Origin of the sequence: Pseudomonas sp. Q1-7, assembly GCF_028010285.1 — a bacterium.
In the GTDB taxonomy this organism is placed as follows: Bacteria; Pseudomonadota; Gammaproteobacteria; order Pseudomonadales; family Pseudomonadaceae; genus Metapseudomonas.
On sequence record NZ_CP116304.1, the window covers coordinates 5,029,780 to 5,047,683 of the forward strand.

Sequence of the window (17,904 nt, forward strand, 5' to 3'; positions counted from 1 at the left end):
GTCACCTCGCCAAGTACAGGGTCATGCGGATGCGCCCCTCGAGTTCCGAGTCGGCGATCTGCTTGCGTTGCAGGTCCACCTCTTCCAGGGCCAGGGCCGGCAGTTGCGCCTGCAGGCCATGGAGGAAACGGCGCAGTTGCGGGTAGCTGCCGCGCACCGGCAGCAGTACCTGGTAGCGCGCCAGGCGGGTCTTGGGGTCGAGCCCGAGGGCGTATTCGCCACGGGCCAGTGAAATGCCCTCCTCCTGGGCCAGGGCGTAGATGCGGTCGATGGCGCCGGTGGCGTCGAGCTGCGCCGGCAGGTTGCGGCGAAAGTCATCCAGTTGCGCCGAGGGCGCCTGGCCCGGCAGCGGTTGGCCGGGCGCGGCGGCGCTGGCGGCGGCCAGTTGCGCGCGGTCCTCCACCAGCCGGGCCTCCATGGCCGCCAGGGCCTGGCGCGCCGGCAGCAGCCCGAGCAGGGCATGGCCCAGGGCCAGGACCAGCAGCGCGGCACCGGCCAGCCCCGGCCAGCCGAGGCGGCGGGCCTGTTCGATGAGGATCAGCCTAGGGACGCGCATCCTTCACGTCCCAGGTCGCCAGCAGGTTGAAGCGGATGGGCCGCTCGGCCTGTTCGGTGACTATCTCATGGTTGAGCAGCGAGACATCGCTCAGGGCGGGGCTTTCCTCCAGTTCGCGGTGGAACGCCAGCATCGCCGGCAGGTCGCGGGCCTCGGCGGCAATGCGCAGTTGGCCCTTGCGCGCGTCCGGCGCCAGGGACAGCAGCGCGATGTCCTTGCGCGACTGGGCTTCGAGCATGGCGAACAGGCCGTCCCAGGGCAGGTTCATCTGCGCGGTGATGCGGCGCATCTCCGCCAGGCTGGCGGCACGGGCCTTTTCCTCGCCGGCCGACAGCGGTGCCTGGCGCAGGCCGCGCTTGTGCAACTGCTGCTCGACCCGCTGCAGCTCGGCGCTGCGGGCCGCGCTTTCGCCGGCCAGGTCCAGGTGGGCCAGGAGCATCACACCGGCCATCAGCATCCCGCCGCCCAGAAGGAGCCAGCCGGGCAGGCTGGACAGGGGACTGTGCTGGAAGTCGAGTTCGATCGGGCGCATGTCAGTTCACCGTCATCGCCATGGCTTGGAGGGGATCGCCCGGCTCCGCGTCGTCCAGGCGGGCGACATCGGAGGTGATCTGGCCGGCCCGACCCGGGGCGTGCAGGAAGAGCGCGGGCGGGGTGTCCTGCTCCAGCCCCTGGAGCGCGCCTTCGCGGGCGACCAGGTCGTTCAACGCGGCGTCGCTGTCGTCCAGCGCCAGCGAACGCACCGACGCCCAGCGGCCGTCACGGGCCAGCAGCAGGCTGCCCCGGCCGGGCTCGGCCACCAGCAACAGGAAGTCGTCCGCCAGGCTGGCGCGGTAGCGGTTGAAGGCGGCCATCAGGTAAGGCTGCACCGAGGCCAGGCGCAGGCCGGCGGAGCGGGCCAGGGCGCGCAGCCGGTCCAGCAGTTCCTCCGGCAGGGCGGCGGCCAGACGCGGGCGGCCGGCGGCTTCCGGCGACAGGCGCAGGCTCCAGCCTTGGTCGAAGGCGCCATAGAGGTCTTCGAAGCAGAGGCGCGCGTAGCCCTGCAACTCCGCCGGGCTGTCGATGGCGTCACTCCAGGGCACCAGGCAAAAGCGCGCATAGTGGCTGCCAAGCAGCACCCGCAGGCGCGCCCGCCCCGGTTCGCGCCGCGCCAGCAGGCCTTCCAGCGCCGCCAGGGCCGGCGACCAGGCGAGGTCGCCGAGCGGCTCGAACGCGGCGCTACCCGGTCCGCGCGGGTCGCGGCCGCGATACAGGCCCACGCTGCGCGGGCCGAGCACGGCGGTGTAGGTCTCAGCCGACAAAGGTGACACGGTTGATCTCCTCCAGCGTGGTGCGGCCTTCACGGACCAGGTCCAGGGCCGAGGTGCGCAGCAGGCGCAGGCCGCGCTTGACCGCCAGCTCCTTGATGCGGCTGAGGGGCTGGCGCTCGATGATCAGTTGACGGAGGTCGTCGTCCAGGCGCAGCAGTTCGGCGATGGCGGTGCGCCCGCGATAACCGGTGCCCCGGCAGCGGCCGCAGCCCGGACAGCTGACGAAGCGGTACTGCGCGGCACTGGCGGGGTCGATGCCGGAGAGCAGCAGCTCGTCCTCCGAGGGCGTGGCGACCTCCGCGCAGCTCGGGCAGGCCAGGCGGATCAGGCGCTGGGCCAGCACGGCGTTGAGCGCCGAGACGAAGCTGTAGGGGTCCACTTCCATCTGGGCGAAACGGCCGATCACGTCGAACACGTTGTTGGCGTGGATGGTGGTGAACACCAGGTGGCCGGTGAGCGCCGACTGCACGGCGATCTGCGCGGTGTCGGGGTCGCGGATCTCGCCGACCATGATCTTGTCCGGGTCGTGGCGCAGGATGGAGCGCAAGCCACGGGCGAAGGTCAGGCCCTTCTTCTCGTTCACCGGGATCTGCAGCACGCCGGGAAGCTGGTACTCCACCGGGTCCTCGATGGTGATGATCTTGTCCACGCCGTGGTTGATCTCGGTGATCATCGCGTACAGCGTGGTGGTCTTGCCGCTGCCGGTGGGGCCGGTGACCAGCACCATGCCATAGGGCTCGGACGCCAGCCGGCGCAGGCTGCGCAGGGTGCCTTCCTCGAAACCCAGGGCCTCCAGGCGCACGCCGTGCACCTGGTCGGCCAGGTCCTGCTTGTCCAGCACCCGCAACACCGCGTCCTCGCCGAAGATGCTCGGCATGATGGACACGCGGAAATCGATCTGGCGGCCCTGGATGCCGACCTTGAAGCGACCGTCCTGGGGCACGCGCTTCTCGCCGATGTCCAGTTCGGCCATCACCTTCACCCGCGAGATCACCTGCTCGGCCAGCTCCACCCCCGGCACCTTGCTGCCGCCGCCTAGCACGCCGTCGATGCGGTACTTGATGGAGAGGCCATTGCCGGTCATGCCCAGGTGGATGTCGCTGGCGTGCAGCTTGAGGGCGTCGTAGAGGGTGGAGTTGACCAGCTTCACCACCACGCTGGCGTCTTCGCTGATGCGGGCCAGGGACAGGGTTTCCAGCGCCTCGCGTTCCGGCACCGAGCCGGCCTCTGCCTGCAGGGAGTCGACGGCCTGGAAGCTTTCTTCATGGCGTTCGAGGAAGGCCGCCAGCTCGCGGGGATGCACCAGGTACAGCGGCGCACCCTGGCGCTGCTCTTCTATCCAGGCCAGGCGCGCTTCGTCGAAGGGGTCGGCGAACACGCCGAGGGTTTCGCCGTCCAGCTCCAGCAAGACGAACTCGCGCTTGAGGGCCAGGGCCAGGGGAATCCGTTCGAACAGCGGGGTACCCCGTCCCAGGGCGTCGAAGGCCAATACCGGGTAGTGCAGGGTCTTGCCCAGGCGCCGGGCAAAGGCCTCGGGGGCCAGGTCGGCCAGCTCGTCCAGGGCATCCACCAGGCGATGTCCCAGCTCGGCCGAACGTGTGCGCGCAGCGCGCATCAGTTCGGTATCGAAGCGCTCCGGTACAGGCTGCGCGAGGAGTTGGCTGTCCATGGTTCGTGCCTCCAGGTGCCCTGGCGATCCGGCCATGCCGATCCGCCCTTGCCTGGAGATACGCATGCATCGTGCCAGCCCCTCACCGCGCTGGAGGGGCCTCTAAGTCCATGATTTCAAATGAGGGTGATTTCCCCGCCACCGGGGGTTTCCCCAAAAGCGGGGGATTGGCCGAGATTGGCCAGTGGCGATCCCCAGAAGTGGGGGATGGCCGGCTGAAGGCTGAAGTGCGGAGCCCCGCTACGGGTGCCACGCCAGGCTTTTTCGTTAAGCCCTTCGCGAATGAATTCGCTCCCACACCCCGCGTTTTCGCCCAGCCTCAAGCCTTCAGCGCTTTTTTCGACTCTTGTCCTATAAAGCGACGAGCACTTCCACCCGGCCCTTCTCACGCAGTTTTTCCAGCGCCGCTTCGCGGCCCTGGGCGAGGCGCTGGCCGCTGAGGTACTGGCGCACCAGGGCCATCCCGCGCGCTTCGTCCAGGGCCGGGTCGAGCTGCGCCTTGAGGCTTGCGTAGGCGGCGCGGACCTCGTCGTCGCCGGTGGGTTGTACCTCGGCCAGCTGGTCGAGCACCCGGCTGGCGACCAGTTCGTGGCGCAGGTAGTCGCGGTAGCCGGCCTCGTCGAACCCCGCCTCCCGCAGGGCGCGGGCGAAGCCCTGGGTGTCGGCGAAGGCGGCCCGCATCTCGGCCAGGCTGGCGTCGATCTCGTCGTCGCTCACGGACACCCCGAGGCGGCCGGCTTCCTGCCACAGTAGTTCCTTGTCGATCAGTTGTTGCAGGGCTTCGCGCTTGAGCCGCTTGTAGGCCACCGGGCTGCGGATGGCGCCCACCTGGCGGCCCTGGATCTTCAGGTAATCGGTGAAATGCCGCTCCAGGCGGAAGTTGCTGATGTCGGTGCCGTTGACCCGCGCGGCGATGCCGGTTTCGCCGGCCAGCACCAGGGGCGTCATCAGGCCGATGACCAGGCCGAGCCAGGGATTGCCGTTCATGCCTAGAACCTCGTGTCGACGTTTACGAAGCGACCCAGCGGGCGAAAGCTCCCCCCCTCCAGGTCCACGGTGACGATGTGCGCCCCCGCCAGGCCTACCCGCTGTCCGGGGCCGAAACTCAATGCCGGGGTCAGCCCGGTCTGGAAGCCGTGCAGGCCCTCCAGGGCGTCCACCAGCTTGGCGCGGCTGGCCTCGCGCCCGGCGCGCTTGAGCCCTTCGCCGAGCAGCACGGCGGCGCAGTAGGCGCCCACCTGCAGCACCGCGTGCTGGCCGTCCAGCCCCTGACGCTCACGTATCGCCTGCAGCGCCGCCACACCCTCCGCGGTCCAGTCGGCGGGCATGAAGGGGTAGGCGAGGAACAGCCGCCCGGAGAAGCGCGGCGGAATGCGCAGGGCGCTGCTGGCCACCTGGGCCGAGGCGGCGAACAGGTAGGGCGAGAGGTCCATCGCCTGGAGTTGCCCGGCGAGACGGGCGAAGTCATCGGACTGGCCGAGGAAAAACACCCCCTGGGCATTGCCCAGCGCATGGCGCACGGTGTCGTCGTCGTCCTCCGGGTCGTAGTCCAGCAGACGCACCCGCGCCCAGCCGTGGTCCATCAGGCGCAGCGCCAGGGCTTCGGCCAGGCGCTGCTGGCGGGCGTCCTCGGGAAAGGCAACCAGGGCTTCGGGGTGCTCCAGCCCCAGGTCGCGGCTGGCGTAGCTGGCCAGGGCGAAGAGCTGTTCGCGCAGCCCCGGCAGGGCGTTGAATACCAGCGGGTGGCCGCCGCCCTCGGCGAACAGCGCCAGGGGGCCCACCAGGGGTACGCCGGCGTCGCCGACCAGCGTGGACAGCTCGCTGTCCCGCGCCGGCACCAGGGGTGCCAGCAGGGCGAACACGCGGTCTTCGTCGAGCAGTTGGCGCAGCGCCTGTTCGGTGCTCGACGGGTCCAGGCCGGGGTCGCGCACTGCCAGCGTCAGCCGCCGGCCATGGATGCCGCCGGCCGCGTTGAACTGATCCAGGGTACCGCGCAGCACCGCCTCCACCGTGCGCCCCAGCCCGGCCAGCGGGCCGTGGGTGGGCAGCAGGGTGCCAAGGCGCAGTTCGGCGTCTTCCACGCCGGGGTCGCGGTCGTCTTCCAGGCGCTTGAGGTAGGCGGTGAGGTTGGCCATGTCGCGCAGGGACATGACGAAACGCGGCATGGCCGGGTCCAGGCGATTGCCGGCGGGGTCGCGGCCTTCGCTCACCGCCCGCGCCAGGGCGCCTTCGTCGTAGGGGCCGTGGCTGCGGCCGTTGGCCTGCACCTGGCCGTAGGGCAGCGACAGGCGCCGCCAGGTGATGTCCGGCGGGCGCACGCCGCCTTCCGGGCGCCCCCGGCCGTCGGCGCCGTGGCAGTTGGCACAGGGCATCAGCGAGGCCGGCACCAGGGTGTCGGCGGCGCCGACCCGCGCACTGACCTCGCCGTTGGCCGCGCCCACGCCTTCCAGGTAGAGGCGCCGCCCCGCTGCCTCCTCGGGGCTGAGCTCCAGCGCGCCGGCCAGGCTTGCCTGGGCCACCAGCATTACCAGCAGGGCTCGCCACATGACGGCGGTCCTCAGCGCCCGACCACGGGCATGGTCATCAGTTGCAGGCGCTGGGCGATGGCGTTCACCGGCGCATCCGGGCGGATCTTGCTCCAGCGCTTGTTCGGCACGTCGCCGGCGATCAGCAGGGTGGAATGGGCTTCGGGGCTCTCCCCCAACTGGCCGAGGCGGGCCAGCACGCGATCCATGTCGGCCTTGTCGCCGGTGAGGAAGATCCAGTTGGGCGAGTCCACCCCGTGCTTGGCGGCGAAGGCCTTGAGCACCTCGGGCGTGTCGCGCTCGGCGTCGCTGGACAGGGAAATGAAGTAGACCTGCTTGGCCAGGTCGTCATCCATGGCTTCGCGCACGGCCTTGAGCTTGCGGGTGATCAGCGGGCAGGCGTCGTTGCAGTGGGTGAAGATCACGTTGAGCATCACCAGCCGGCCCTGGAGCACGTCGCTGTAGAAGCGCACTTCGTTGCCGTTCTGGTCCCGCAGCAAGGTGTCGGTGAAGTAGGTCCGGGCATCGCGGGTGCCGGTCAGGGGCTGCGCCGCCGGGGCCGTGGACGGTGCGGCGTCATGGCCCTGCTGGGTCTCGTGGCCCTCGTGGCCCTCGTGGGCAAGGGCGCTGCCGGCCAGGCCCAGGGCCAAAGCGAGCGGAATCAGGCGCTTCATGGCTGGGTCTCCCGGGCAAGGGCGGCGTGGTCGTGGGCCGCGTGCATGGCGTGCCGCGCATGGTCGCCCTGGGCGCGGGCGGCGCTGAGTTCGTCGACCCGCGCCAGCAGCACGCTCGGGTCGGTGAAGCCGTAGAAGCGCGTCCACTGCCCGGTGCGGCCGTCGCCGACCATGATCAGCGGCGGGTGCTCCTGGTAGTCGGCGGTCCAGGTGCCGAGGCCCTTGAGGGTGTCGGTCACCGCCTCGTTGCTGCCGGTGACCCAGCGCCAGCCATCGCCGGCGCCGAAGCGGCCGGCATAGTCGTGCAGGCGCTGGGGGGTGTCGCGCAACGGGTCGATGCTCAGGGAGATCAGCTGCACCTCGCGGCCGGCACGCTCGCCCAATTGCGTCTGCAGCTTCTGCATGATCGCCGAGATCACCGGGCAGACCGTGGTGCAGCTGGTGTAGACGAAGCCCATGACGACGATGCGGTCGCCCACCAGGTCGTCCTTCAGGCGCAGCTCGCGGCCGTTCTGGTCCAGCAGCGGCACATCGGCGAAACGCACCTCGGCGTCGGCGGCCTGCTGCTGGGCGTGGGCGGCCTGCGCGGCCATGTGCGCGGCGTGCTCTTCCGGGCTGTGGCCCGCCAGCGCCGGTCCGGTGGCGAGGGCGAACAGCGCGGCGAAGAGGCCTGTGCGGATAGGGTCCATGGCGTGCTCCTCAGGGGGTGGTGCCGGCCTGGGCCGGCACGGCGCGCAGGCTGGCATAGGGTTGCGAACCGAAGGGCATGCCCAGGGAGGCGGAGCCCACGTGCAGGTAGTAGGCGCCGGCCTTGTCCAGGGCCAGCGGCGCTTCGTAGATGCCGCCACCCACATCCACCGCTGCCACCTCGCGGGGGCGCGAGGCCGGCGCCTGGAAGTAGCGCACGCGCAGGTCGGCGATGCCGGCCCTGGGTTCGCCGGCGCTACCCTGGACGATGCGGAAGCGGGCCTGGGTGGTTTCGCCGACGGTCACCCGCGGCTGTTCGATGAGGAACTCCACCCGCGGCTTGCCGCGCTGGGCGGTCAGGGCCTTGTTGGGCTGTACCTCGGCACTGAAGCAATGGGCGATCTGCGGCTGGTTGAGCATCACCGCCAGGTCGAACGTGCCCGGCGCCGGCAGCTTGATGCGGCTGCTGAAGACGCCCGGCTCCACCTCGCGCATGCTGCGGTCGACGACCCGCGCGGCGCGGGAGGTATGGCCACGGTTGAGGTAGCCGGTCATGGGGGCGTTCATGCCTTCCATGTAGAAATAGGTGGTGTTGTCCACCGGGTTGACCACGAACACCGCGCCTTCGTCGCGGGCCTGGGCGAGGCCGTCGGCCAGCGGCAGGTCGCCGGCCAGCTTGGGCGCCGCCGGGCCGGCCTCGAAGGCCTGGACGATGAGCGACTTGCCCCGGCCCAGGGACTCCAGGTTGATCATGCTCACCTTGGGCGAGGCCAGGCCGCGCACGTAGGCGTAGTCACGGGTGAACACCAGTTGGTAGGGCTCGGCGGTGACCTCGGCGCGCTGGACGATTTCGTCGCTGCCGGCATCCAGCACCAGCGCCTGGTCGTGCAGGCTGTTCAGCGCCAGGCCGAAGCGGCCGTCCTGGGTGAAGCGCAGCGGGCCCAGCCCCGGGCCGGCCTCGATCACCTTGCGCACCGCAAGACTGCGGGCGTCGATCACGGTGATGCTGCCCGCCTTGCCATCGCTGACGTAGAGGGCGCCAGAGAGCGGCGACACGGCCAGCGACAGCGGGCTCGGCCCGGTCTCGATGTCCTTCACCTTCTTCAGGCTGGCGACATCCACCACCGTCACCCGACCGGCCTCGCGGCTGCTGACGAAGGCATGCCGCGAGTCGGCGCTGAAGGCGATCTCGTGGTGGCCGCCGCCGGTGGCGAGGGTGGCCACGGTCTCGCGGGTCTGGGTGTCGATCACGGTGACGCCGCCGGCCTCGCCGCGCCGGGCGTTGTTGCCGACCCAGAGGTAGCGGCCGTCGGGCTGCAGCGCCACGCGCACCGGCTCGGGCCCGGCGGGCAGGTTGCCGAGCACCTTGAATTCGCCGGTGTCCACCACCGCCACCTCGCCGGCGCTGGGCATGGAGACGTAGAGCAGGCGGTCGTCGGCGCTGGCGGCCCAGTCCATGGGCGGGCGCTTGAGGGCGACGCGGGTCAGGGTGCTGGTGATGCCGCCCACCGAGGTCACCGGGTCGATCACGGTGAGGGCGGAGTCCTTGTTCATCACCACCAGGTAGTAGCTGTTCAGGTCCACCAGCGGCCGCGCGCTGAGCACCCCCTTGAGGTAGGTGCCGATGCGCGCCTTGCACTGCTCCGCCCCACCGTCGGACAACGCCTGGTCGAGCCAGGCCCCCGGCACCTGCCCGGCCAGCGGCTGGCCGGTGGTGGCGTCGGTGAGGCGCAGGCGGATATCGGCGAACAGGCCTTCGGTCAGCACCCCGTCGCTACCCAGGGGGCGGGCCTCGAATTCGATGGCCACGCCATCGCGCACCAGCCGCTGGGTGGTCCCGGCCGCCTGTTCGGCCTGGGCCTGGACGGCCAGCAGGCCACTCAGCAGCAGCAGGCTCGACGCTTTCTGTAGGGCATTCACCTGGCATCCCTCCCCTTTCCGGACCTTGCCCGGATGCGCGAGCAATGCCTGTGCCATAGGGAAAAGACCATTGGTTTCAGCGAGTTGCGCCGTCAGGAAGGTGGGTGAAACGGCGATTCCCCACCCAATTCCCCTGTTGTGGGGAAACCGCGCAATGCCCGGAAAAAGAAATCGCAGGCCGGACCGCGCCTGCGATTTTCGGGGTCATGGAAGCGGGCGTACGATGGGCATCGCTTCGCTCCACGCCACCCTGCGGACCAACCTGTGGGAGCTGTCCCCGACGGTCTGGCCTGCAGAAGCAACTTCGGTCGCTCCGCCCCCGACCGGTTCCACCCTGGGACATGGAAGGGAATTCACTCGCGAAGAATGTGCCACCGTGGCGACCCGTGCAGTCCCGACAAAACGGCGGATAACCTGACCGGCGCAACAGTTTTCGGCTTGTCGGACAGGCCGAGCTGGGGTATCAGTGCAGGTCGCCAACCCCCACAAGAATCAGGAAGCCCATGACCTCACTGGTGCCCGCCCACAGCCCGACCCCTTCGGCAAAACCCGCCGGCCGCATCCGACAGAAAAACGAAGAGCTGATACTCGCCGCCGCCGAAGAGGAGTTCGCCCGCCACGGCTTCAAGGGCACCAGCATGAACACCATCGCCGTGCGCGCCGGGTTGCCCAAGGCCAACCTGCACTACTACTTCAGCAACAAGCTGGGGCTGTACATCGCGGTGCTGAGCAATCACCTGGAACTCTGGGACAGCACCTTCAACACCCTCACCGCCGAGGACGACCCGGCCGAAGCCCTGGCCCGCTATATCCGCGCCAAGATGGAGTTCTCCCGTCGCCAGCCGCTGGCCTCGAAGATCTTCGCCATGGAGGTGATCAGCGGCGGCGGTTGCCTGGAGGCCCACTTCGATCAGGACTACCGCACCTGGTTCAAGGGCCGCGCAGCGGTGTTCGAAGCCTGGATCGCCGCCGGCAAGATGGACCCGGTGGACCCGGTGAACCTGATTTTCCTGCTCTGGGGCAGCACCCAGCACTACGCCGACTTCAACACCCAGATCTGCCGCGTCACCGGCCGCAAGCGCCTGACCAAGGACGATTTCGAAGCGGCCACGCAGAACCTCATCCAGATCATTCTCAAGGGCTGCGGCCTGACGCCGCCCGCGACCGCCTGATGCCTTACACCCTGTCCGCTCCCGCCGAATACCGCGAGGAGATCAAGAAGAGCCGCTTCATCGCCCACGCCGCGCCCGTGGCCAGCGCCGAGGAGGCCCAGGCCTTCATCGCCCGCCTGTCCGAACCCGGCGCGTCCCACAACTGCTGGGCCTGGAAGCTGGGCAACCAGTACCGGTTCAATGACGACGGCGAGCCCGGCGGCACCGCCGGGCGGCCGATCCTCGCCGCCATCGAGGGCCAGGACTGCGACCAGGTGGCGGTGCTGGTGATCCGCTATTACGGCGGCATCCAGCTCGGCACCGGCGGCCTCGCCCGTGCCTACGGCGGCAGCGCCGCCAAATGCCTGCAAGGCGGCGCGCGGGTGGAGCTGGTGGCGCGCAGCCGCATCAGTTGCCACCCCGGCTTCGCCGAACTGCCACTGCTGAAGGCCCGCCTGGGCGAGTTCGAGGCCCTGCTGGAAAACGAGGTCTACGATGCCGAAGGCGCAGAGCTGGTGCTGGCCCTGCCGGAAGGCCGGATCGCCGACCTGGAGCGCCTGCTGCGGGACATCAGCCGGGGGCGCTTGGGGGTAAAGCGGCTGTAACCGCAGATCGCTCCCGCCCGATCCGGTTTCGACTCATGCCATTGCCGCCAGCACCAAAATAGGTACACTCCGTCGCCATGCTGCAGGGATGAATGCAACATGGGAAATCTGCCGGTGATACTTAACGTCAGGTTCTTCCGCACGGAAGCGGGGAGCGAACCCGTCAGAGATTGGCTCACCGAAATGACACGCGAAGCCAGACGCCTGATCGGGACGGACATCAAGACCGTGCAACTGGGGTGGCCGATCGGCATGCCCGTGGTGCGCAAACTGGACAATGGCCTCTGGGAGGTCAGAAGTACCTTGCCCGATGGCATCGCCCGCGTGATCTTCACGCTGGTGGGCTCTGAGATGGTCTTGTTGCACGGTTTCATAAAGAAGAGCCAGAAGACTCCATCGGTCGACCTGAAAACCGCCAAGCAACGCAAAGCACGCCTCTGAGGTCAGCATGAGCAAGCACTTAGGTTCCGATTTCGACGATTTCCTCACGGAGCAGGGCCTCGCCGAAGAGGTATCCGCCGCCGCACTCAAGCGCGTGATCGCCTGGCAGATCGAACAGGCGATGAAGGAACAGCACCTCAGCAAGAAAGCCCTCGCCGAACGCATGCACACCAGTCGCTCGGCCCTCGACAGAGCGCTCGACCAGAACGACGGCAGCATGACCCTCGCCACGCTGGCCGCCGCCGCCCAGGCCTTGGGCCGTCGCGTGGAAATCCGCCTGCTGCCCGCGGGCGACACCCCCACCCGCTGATCCGCCCCTACCACCCACAATTTCTGTGGAGCCCACTGTGGATAACTCGTGGGCTTTTCGCTGCAAGGCCACTGCGGCGCGGCTTAGCGAGAATTGTTCGCTTTTTGCGCAATCGCCAGGTCATCCCTCGTCCCGAGGGTAAACAACTGATTTGCGGCGGCTTTCCCGTTTTCCTCGAACGGGCAGCGGCGGCGGCAAATGGGCCTGAGCTTGTCCACCTCCAGCGGGGAAAAGGCTGTGGATAAGCTTGGGAATATCCGTTGCGGCCCAGCTGCGACGCCGCCTGCGCGGAGACGATCAAAAAACGACCAGAAGCGCATCCCGCGCGCCGCTACACGCCCGACCGGCAGATTCCTGTCCGGCCGGTTAAACTTCCGACCACCCCGCCTGATCACGAGAACACCACCATGTACGACTGGCTGAATTCGCTGCCCAAGGCCGAGCTGCACCTGCACCTGGAAGGCTCCCTGGAGCCCGAACTGCTGTTCGCCCTGGCCGAGCGCAACAAGGTGGCGCTGCCCTGGGCCGACGTGGAAACCCTGCGCAAGGCGTATGCCTTCAACAACCTCCAGGAATTCCTCGACCTCTACTACGCCGGCGCCGACGTGCTGCGCACCGAGCAGGATTTCTACGACCTGACCTGGGCCTACCTGCAGCGCTGCAAGGCGCAGAACGTGATTCACACCGAGCCCTTCTTCGACCCGCAGACCCACACCGACCGGGGCATTCCCTTCGAGGTGGTGCTGGCCGGCATCCGCCAGGCCCTGGAGGACGGCCGCGAGCAACTGGGCATCCGTTCCGGGCTGATCCTCAGCTTCCTCCGCCACCTGTCCGAGGAAGAGGCACAGAAGACCCTCGACCAGGCCCTGCCCTACCGCGACGCCTTCATCGCCGTCGGCCTCGACAGTTCGGAGAAGGGCCATCCGCCAAGCAAGTTCCAGCGGGTGTTCGACCGCGCCCGCGCGGAAGACTTCCTCACCGTCGCCCATGCCGGCGAGGAAGGTCCGCCGGAATACATCTGGGAGGCCCTGGACCTGCTCAAGATCGAGCGCATCGACCACGGCGTGCGTGCCATCGAGGACGAGCGCCTGATGCGGCGCATCATCGACGAGCAGATTCCGCTCACCGTCTGCCCGCTGTCCAACATCAAGCTCTGCGTGTTCGACCACATGCGCCAGCACAACATCCTCGAGATGCTGGAGCGCGGCGTGAAGGTGACGGTGAATTCCGATGACCCGGCCTATTTCGGCGGCTACGTCACCGAGAACTTCGCCGCCCTGCACGAGCACCTGGGCATGACCGAGGACCAGGCCAGGCGCCTGGCGCAGAACAGCCTGGACGCACGACTGGTCAAGTGAGCGGGCGCCCTGGCCGCGGGGCTCATCCGCGCCGGGGCCTGGCGGTCTTCCGTCCCCCGCCCAGCCGTCGCCAGCCCAGCACCACGCCGCTCAGGCAGATCAGCAAGCCGCCCAGGCTGCCGGCGATCATCAGCCCGTCGCGCAGCGCGCCCTGCGCCAGCAGGGGCGGCCAGTCCCAGCTGTGCAGCAGCTTGAACACCCAGCGGTAGACGCGCTGGCGTTCATCGAGGCGTTCCAGCACCACGCCGCTGCGCGGGTCGATATGCAGCCAGGTGCGCGCCGGGTCCTCCAGATGCACCCGCAGGATCGGCAGGGGCCGGTCGAGGTGGCCGCTCATGCTCTGTTCGGCACGGCCGTAGTAGTAGCTGTCATGCGCCTCCAGCCGCTCGATGCCGACCAGTTCGGCGGGCCACGATGCGGCCAGGGTCCGCCACAGGCGCTGTTCCTCCAGCCCGATACGCACGCGACCGTCGCCCTGCAGCACCCGCAGGTTGCCGGCACCGTCGCGCGCCACCAAGTAGCCCTCTCCCGCCAGCATCCGCCACTCCAGTTCGCGAGCCTGGAAGCCGACGCGCCGCAGCTGCGCCAGCGCGGCCCCGGCTTCCAGGGGGAAGGCGTCGGGCTGCAGGTCGCCGCCCTGCCAGGCGGCCAGGGACAGCGGCCGAGGATGGTCGAAGAGCCGGCAGGGATTCATCGACAGCAGGCCGCTGAAGATCCAGGCCAGGGCCAGGCCGCCGAACAGCAGACCGCCCAAATGGTGCCAGCGCGCCACGCCGCGATAGGGGCTGCGCGAGCCGCTGCGATAAGGCTTGCTGAAGCGCCAGCGCAGGACACCCACCACCAGGCCCAGCAAGGTCATCAGGGTGGCGGCCAGGGACAGGCCGATGAGCAGCGGCGACCAGGCGCCGTCCAGGGCGCCGCCACGCAACGGGTAGAGCCAGTGCAGCCAGGCGCCCAGCCAGTTCCAGGCACGCTCGTGCGCCGTGGCATCGCGCACCACGGCGCCGGTCTGGCCGGACAGGTAGAGCAGGCGGCCTTCGTCGCCGTCCAGTTGCACCCGCAGCAAGGGCCGGTCCGCATCCAGGCTGCGGGAATGGCTCCAGGCATCTTCATCGACCCGGTCCAGGTAGCGTGCCGGCGCGGGACTGAACTGGCCGGCCGAGGCCAGGGCGAAGGCCTCGTCCACGACCGTTACCGCACGGCCACTGCGCGCCTGCACGGCGACACCGGGCCCTTGGGCGTAGGCCAGCAGGTAATGCGGCTGGCCGGCCAGGCTGGTGAGACGGATCGCCGTGGGTGCCTCGCTCCGCCCGGAGGCCGCCAGGGCCTCGGCAAGGTTCACGCAGCAGCCTTCGGCGCTGAGCACCGGCAGCCGCGCGAGGTGCTCGCGGGGCGTCAACTTGGGGTAGCCGACGTAGAGCATGACCAGACCGGAGACGAACCAGAGCGCCATGAGCAGGCACAGGCCGATGCCCAGCCAGCGGTGCCAGAGGTAGAGATAACGTTTCATGGGCGGCTCAGAAGCGGGTTTCCAGGCTCAGCTCGACGCTGCGCGGCGCGCCCAGGTAAAGCATGGTGGGCATCGCGCGTTGGGCGTAGACCTCGTCGGTGAGGTTGCGCACCCGCGCTTCCAGACGGGTGTCGGCATCCAGGCGGACCCGGGCGAAGGCACCGTAGAGGGTGTAGCCGGGGGCTTCGAGGCGGTTGGCCGCATCGGCGTAGACCGAGCCGACGTGACGGGCATCGACGCCCACCTGCCAATCCGGCGTCAGGTCATAGGTCAGCCAGAGGTTGGCGACGCGCGCGGGGGTATTGCTCGGCGTGTTGCCCTTGTGGGAAACGCTGGCGCCGCTGACCGTCTCGCTGAAGTCGCCGTACCAGGCGTCGGTGTAGGCGAAGCTGCCTTCGGCCAGCAGGCGCGGGGTGATCCGCATCGACCCGGCCAGTTCCAGGCCACGGCTGTACTGCTGCCCCACCGCCAGGCTCTGCCCGGGATTCAGCGGGTCGGTGGTGGCCAGGTTGCGCCGCTCGATCTGGTACAGGGCGAGGCTGGCGGCACCGCGTCCATCCGCCAGCTCGGTCTTCACGCCGACTTCCCACTGGCTGCCACGGGTCAGGTCGAAGTCCTGCACCTGGCCGGGGGTCGCGGTGCTGAGCATGCCCGCCGGCGGGTCCGCGGCGGTGCTGTATTGCACATACAGGTTGCTCGCCGGGCTGAGGGCGTAGACCAGGCCCAGGCGCCCGGTGGTGGCCCGGTAGTCGTGGGAGAAGGAGGCCGGGTTGTCGGCAGTCACGGTGCGGTGGTTGGTCACCTCCAGGCCGATCCGCTCATGGCGCAGGCCGCTGAGCACCGCCAGGCGCTCGGTCAGTTGCAGGTGGTGCTCGAAGAACAGCCCCCAGTCGTCCACCTGGTTGCTGCGGTCGCGCTGGTAGCCACGCTGCATGCCTGGTATGTCCCAGAACCCGCCCGGTTCGAAGCCGCCGGGCGTCACCTCGTCCACCACGCCCGGCAGCGAGCGCGGATAGCGCGTCTGCGCGTTGTGGCTGTAGTCCAGGCCCACCAGCCAGCGGCTGTCCAGGCCGAACAGGCTGTCCTCGCGGCGCAGTTCGAAGCGGTTGCCGTTGACCTCCTGCTCATGCCGCTGGAGCAGGGCGCCGGAGCGGATCACGGCGCTGTTGTCGGCGTTGTAGGCGTAGTTCTCCAGGTTCTGGAAGCTGCGGCTGGCGTTGTAGTGGTACAGGGTGTTACGCCACTGGGTGCGCTCGTCGAGCTGGTACTCGGTGATCGAGCGCAGCCAGCGCACGCGTTGCTGATAGAAGCTGTCGTCGACGTTGAAGTTGCGCAAGCGATCGTCACGGTCGACCTTCAGGGTCCCGCCGCTGCCGTTCAGGGTCGGCGTTCCCCAGTAGGGTGTGTCGACCCGCTCTTCCTGGTACTCCAGGGCCAGGGTGTGGCTGAGCCGATCGTTGATGTCGGCCAGCAGGGAGAAGGCGCTGGTGAAGGCCTCGCGACGCTCGCGATCGACCGCGCTGTCGGCGCGGCTGTGGCTGAAATCCAGGCGCGCCACCAGGTGTTCGTTCAGCCCCTGGTTGAAGCCCAGGGCCAGTTCGCGGCTGTCCTGCGAGCCATAGCGCAGGCGCGCCTCGCGGAAGGATTCGCCGCGCTTGGGCAGCTTGGTCACGTAGTTCAAGGCGCCGCCCACCGCGCCGGCTCCGTTGAGGAAGCCCGAGGCTCCGCCTATGGCTTCGACGCGGTCGTAGATCCAGCCGTCCACCGGACGCGCGGCGATGGCGTCGTAATGCAGGCCGATGCCGTTGAACAGCTGGCCGATCTGGGCCCCACCGAAGCCGCGCCAGGTCACGGCGTTGCCCATGCCCGGCGGCGAGCTGGCGTTGACGCCGGGCACGCCGTCGAGCATTTCCCGGGTGTTGCGGGCGCCGCGCCGCTCGATGGCGTCGCGGTCGACCACGGTGACCGAAGCCGGGGTCTCGCGCAGGCTGAGGCCGAGGCGCGAGCCTGTGTCGCTGACGGCGCCGAGGTCGAGCCCTTCGGGAAGCGCCAGGACGGAGTCGGTGACGACCTGCTCGGGCAGGTACAGGGCCTCCTCGCCCAAAGCGGGAAGCGCCAGCGCGCAAAGAAGTGCCGCGCCCGGCAACCGGGCGAAGGTCTTGCTCATGGGGGATGGTCCTGGATGGCTGGAACGGATCATCGAGTCGGGCAAGTGGCGGCCGGACAACGACGATTTAGGAGCCGGGCAATGCTCGGCGAAGGAGCGCCACGCCCCCATAGGGCAAGTACGAAAATGCGCCGCCGGCGGGCAATGTGAGCGCCTGATGGCACGGGGCTAGAAGGCCATCTGTAGGAAATTTCCTAGAGACAAGTAAGCACACCTCGATGTACGGCGGGCAGGCGCGGAGCCGCCCTTAAGATGGCCGCCGTATCCCTTGCATGACGCCCCGGCACGAACGCGCCGGACGCTCCCATGGCTGTAGCAAGGACCTTTTCTCGATGGATACCGAGGCCCCCATGCAGACCCGAATCGTCATTGTCGATGACCACCCGATCACCCTGATCGGCATGCGCTACATGCTCAGCGCGAACCCGGACCTGGACATCGTCGGCCAGGCCGAGGACCCCGACGGTCTTCTGAGCCAACTCGAGCAACACCGCTGCGACGTGCTCATCACCGACCTGATGATGCCGGGCGGCGCCCAGTCCGATGGGCTGCGCCTGATCGACCTGGTGCGCCGTCGCTACCCGCAACTGGCGATCATCGTCGTCACCATGCTCGACAATCCGGCGATGATCGCCGCGCTGCTCAAGCTGGGCGTCCGCGGGGTGGTCAGCAAGCGCGGCATGCTGGCGGACCTGCCCAAGGCCATCCGCGCCAACGGCCGCCGGCCTTTCCTGTCGCCCTCCTTGCGGCACCTGATGGATACCGTCGAGGCCGGTTCCGGCAAGCCGTTGGCCCAATTGGAAGCGCTGTCGCCACGGGAAGTGGAAGTGCTGCGCCTGTACGGCAGTGGCCTGGCCGTCGGCGAAATCGCCGAGCGCCTGGCCCGCAGCAAGCAGACCATCAGCGCGCAGAAGAGCAGTGCGATGCGCAAGCTCGGCCTGGACACCAACGCCGGGCTTTACCTCTACATCCAGGAAAACGGCCTGGCCTGAGCCAGCCCCCATGTCGGCGGAGCGATCGA

Annotated in this window: 17 protein-coding genes; 6 read left to right on the forward strand and 11 right to left on the reverse strand. The window is 68.9% G+C overall.

The genetic code is table 11. The annotated features are described in order from the left end of the window. Position 1: 1 nt before the first annotated feature. From PJW05_RS23315 to PJW05_RS23355, 9 genes are all read right to left on the reverse strand, one after another. Positions 2 to 556, reverse strand: a complete 555-nt coding sequence (locus PJW05_RS23315) for a GspMb/PilO family protein (protein WP_271409303.1) — start codon at positions 554 to 556, stop codon at positions 2 to 4. Further along, positions 543 to 1,088 (reverse strand): pilus assembly protein, encoded by a 546-nt coding sequence (locus PJW05_RS23320; RefSeq protein WP_271409304.1) that lies wholly within the window; start codon positions 1,086 to 1,088, stop codon positions 543 to 545. Before PJW05_RS23320 ends, PJW05_RS23315 begins: the two co-directional genes overlap by 14 nt. 1 nt (position 1,089) lies before the next feature. After that, positions 1,090 to 1,866, reverse strand: coding sequence for a hypothetical protein (locus PJW05_RS23325; RefSeq protein WP_271409305.1), 777 nt, complete (start codon positions 1,864 to 1,866; stop codon positions 1,090 to 1,092). After that, positions 1,847 to 3,535 (reverse strand): GspE/PulE family protein, encoded by a 1,689-nt coding sequence (locus PJW05_RS23330; RefSeq protein WP_271409306.1) that lies wholly within the window; start codon positions 3,533 to 3,535, stop codon positions 1,847 to 1,849. Before PJW05_RS23330 ends, PJW05_RS23325 begins: the two co-directional genes overlap by 20 nt. A 351-nt stretch (positions 3,536 to 3,886) precedes the next feature. After that, entirely contained in the window at positions 3,887 to 4,522 is a 636-nt protein-coding gene (locus PJW05_RS23335; protein ID WP_271409307.1) for a SurA N-terminal domain-containing protein, read from the reverse strand. A 2-nt stretch (positions 4,523 to 4,524) separates the two neighbouring features. After that, entirely contained in the window at positions 4,525 to 6,081 is a 1,557-nt protein-coding gene (locus PJW05_RS23340; RefSeq protein ID WP_271409308.1) for a cytochrome c/ABC transporter substrate-binding protein, read from the reverse strand. Positions 6,082 to 6,092: 11 nt separating this feature from the next. Then, on the reverse strand, positions 6,093 to 6,734 hold the full coding sequence (locus tag PJW05_RS23345) for an SCO family protein (RefSeq protein ID WP_271409309.1): 642 nt from the start codon (positions 6,732 to 6,734) through the stop codon (positions 6,093 to 6,095). Further along, the gene (locus PJW05_RS23350) at positions 6,731 to 7,423 is read right to left on the reverse strand and encodes an SCO family protein (RefSeq protein WP_271409310.1); all 693 of its coding nucleotides are present in this window, start codon (positions 7,421 to 7,423) and stop codon (positions 6,731 to 6,733) included. The genes PJW05_RS23345 and PJW05_RS23350 overlap by 4 nt, the downstream gene beginning before the upstream one ends. 10 nt (positions 7,424 to 7,433) lie before the next feature. Then, complete coding sequence (locus tag PJW05_RS23355; protein WP_271409311.1) at positions 7,434 to 9,341, reverse strand: YncE family protein; 1,908 nt, start codon at positions 9,339 to 9,341, stop codon at positions 7,434 to 7,436. 503 nt (positions 9,342 to 9,844) lie between these two features. On the opposite strand from PJW05_RS23355, the gene PJW05_RS23360 reads away from it, so the two are divergent. From PJW05_RS23360 to PJW05_RS23380, 5 genes are all read left to right on the forward strand, one after another. Continuing rightward, positions 9,845 to 10,513: a TetR/AcrR family transcriptional regulator gene (locus PJW05_RS23360; protein WP_271409312.1), complete on the forward strand. Its 669-nt coding sequence runs from the start codon at positions 9,845 to 9,847 to the stop codon at positions 10,511 to 10,513. After that, entirely contained in the window at positions 10,513 to 11,097 is a 585-nt protein-coding gene (locus tag PJW05_RS23365; RefSeq protein WP_271409313.1) for an IMPACT family protein, read from the forward strand. Before PJW05_RS23360 ends, PJW05_RS23365 begins: the two co-directional genes overlap by 1 nt. A gap of 99 nt (positions 11,098 to 11,196) precedes the next feature. After that, on the forward strand, positions 11,197 to 11,538 hold the full coding sequence (locus PJW05_RS23370; protein WP_271409314.1) for a type II toxin-antitoxin system RelE/ParE family toxin: 342 nt from the start codon (positions 11,197 to 11,199) through the stop codon (positions 11,536 to 11,538). A 7-nt stretch (positions 11,539 to 11,545) separates the two neighbouring features. Continuing rightward, on the forward strand, positions 11,546 to 11,848 hold the full coding sequence (locus PJW05_RS23375) for an XRE family transcriptional regulator (RefSeq protein WP_271409315.1): 303 nt from the start codon (positions 11,546 to 11,548) through the stop codon (positions 11,846 to 11,848). Positions 11,849 to 12,255: 407 nt separating this feature from the next. Next, the gene (locus PJW05_RS23380) at positions 12,256 to 13,206 is read left to right on the forward strand and encodes an adenosine deaminase (RefSeq protein WP_271409316.1); all 951 of its coding nucleotides are present in this window, start codon (positions 12,256 to 12,258) and stop codon (positions 13,204 to 13,206) included. Between the two features lie 22 nt (positions 13,207 to 13,228). Here the strand turns inward: PJW05_RS23380 and PJW05_RS23385 are convergent, their stop codons facing one another. Beyond that, positions 13,229 to 14,716 carry a PepSY domain-containing protein gene (locus PJW05_RS23385; RefSeq protein WP_271409317.1) on the reverse strand — a complete coding sequence of 496 codons (1,488 nt, stop codon included), beginning with the start codon at positions 14,714 to 14,716 and terminating at the stop codon, positions 13,229 to 13,231. 7 nt (positions 14,717 to 14,723) lie between these two features. Continuing rightward, entirely contained in the window at positions 14,724 to 16,883 is a 2,160-nt protein-coding gene (locus PJW05_RS23390; protein WP_271409318.1) for a TonB-dependent receptor, read from the reverse strand. Positions 16,884 to 17,233: 350 nt separating this feature from the next. Here PJW05_RS23390 and PJW05_RS23395 point away from each other — a divergent pair, with 350 nt between their 5' ends. After that, entirely contained in the window at positions 17,234 to 17,875 is a 642-nt protein-coding gene (locus PJW05_RS23395) for a response regulator transcription factor (protein WP_271412290.1), read from the forward strand. Positions 17,876 to 17,904: the final 29 nt, after the last annotated feature.

Bases quoted from the DNA above. Each gene is read 5' to 3' on its own strand.
- PJW05_RS23330 (WP_271409306.1), bottom strand. From the start codon at position 3,535: ATGGACAGCCAACTCCTCGCGCAGCCTGTACCGGAGCGCTTCGATACC.
- PJW05_RS23320 (WP_271409304.1), bottom strand. From the start codon at position 1,088: ATGCGCCCGATCGAACTCGACTTCCAGCACAGTCCCCTGTCCAGCCTG.
- PJW05_RS23335 (WP_271409307.1), bottom strand. From the start codon at position 4,522: ATGAACGGCAATCCCTGGCTCGGCCTGGTCATCGGCCTGATGACGCCC.
- PJW05_RS23345 (WP_271409309.1), bottom strand. From the start codon at position 6,734: ATGAAGCGCCTGATTCCGCTCGCTTTGGCCCTGGGCCTGGCCGGCAGC.
- PJW05_RS23385 (WP_271409317.1), bottom strand. From the start codon at position 14,716: ATGAAACGTTATCTCTACCTCTGGCACCGCTGGCTGGGCATCGGCCTG.
- PJW05_RS23365 (WP_271409313.1), top strand. From the start codon at position 10,513: ATGCCTTACACCCTGTCCGCTCCCGCCGAATACCGCGAGGAGATCAAG.
- PJW05_RS23370 (WP_271409314.1), top strand. From the start codon at position 11,197: ATGGGAAATCTGCCGGTGATACTTAACGTCAGGTTCTTCCGCACGGAA.
- PJW05_RS23350 (WP_271409310.1), bottom strand. From the start codon at position 7,423: ATGGACCCTATCCGCACAGGCCTCTTCGCCGCGCTGTTCGCCCTCGCC.
- PJW05_RS23360 (WP_271409312.1), top strand. From the start codon at position 9,845: ATGACCTCACTGGTGCCCGCCCACAGCCCGACCCCTTCGGCAAAACCC.
- PJW05_RS23340 (WP_271409308.1), bottom strand. From the start codon at position 6,081: ATGTGGCGAGCCCTGCTGGTAATGCTGGTGGCCCAGGCAAGCCTGGCC.
- PJW05_RS23395 (WP_271412290.1), top strand. From the start codon at position 17,234: ATGCAGACCCGAATCGTCATTGTCGATGACCACCCGATCACCCTGATC.
- PJW05_RS23380 (WP_271409316.1), top strand. From the start codon at position 12,256: ATGTACGACTGGCTGAATTCGCTGCCCAAGGCCGAGCTGCACCTGCAC.
- PJW05_RS23315 (WP_271409303.1), bottom strand. From the start codon at position 556: ATGCGCGTCCCTAGGCTGATCCTCATCGAACAGGCCCGCCGCCTCGGC.
- PJW05_RS23375 (WP_271409315.1), top strand. From the start codon at position 11,546: ATGAGCAAGCACTTAGGTTCCGATTTCGACGATTTCCTCACGGAGCAG.
- PJW05_RS23390 (WP_271409318.1), bottom strand. From the start codon at position 16,883: ATGAGCAAGACCTTCGCCCGGTTGCCGGGCGCGGCACTTCTTTGCGCG.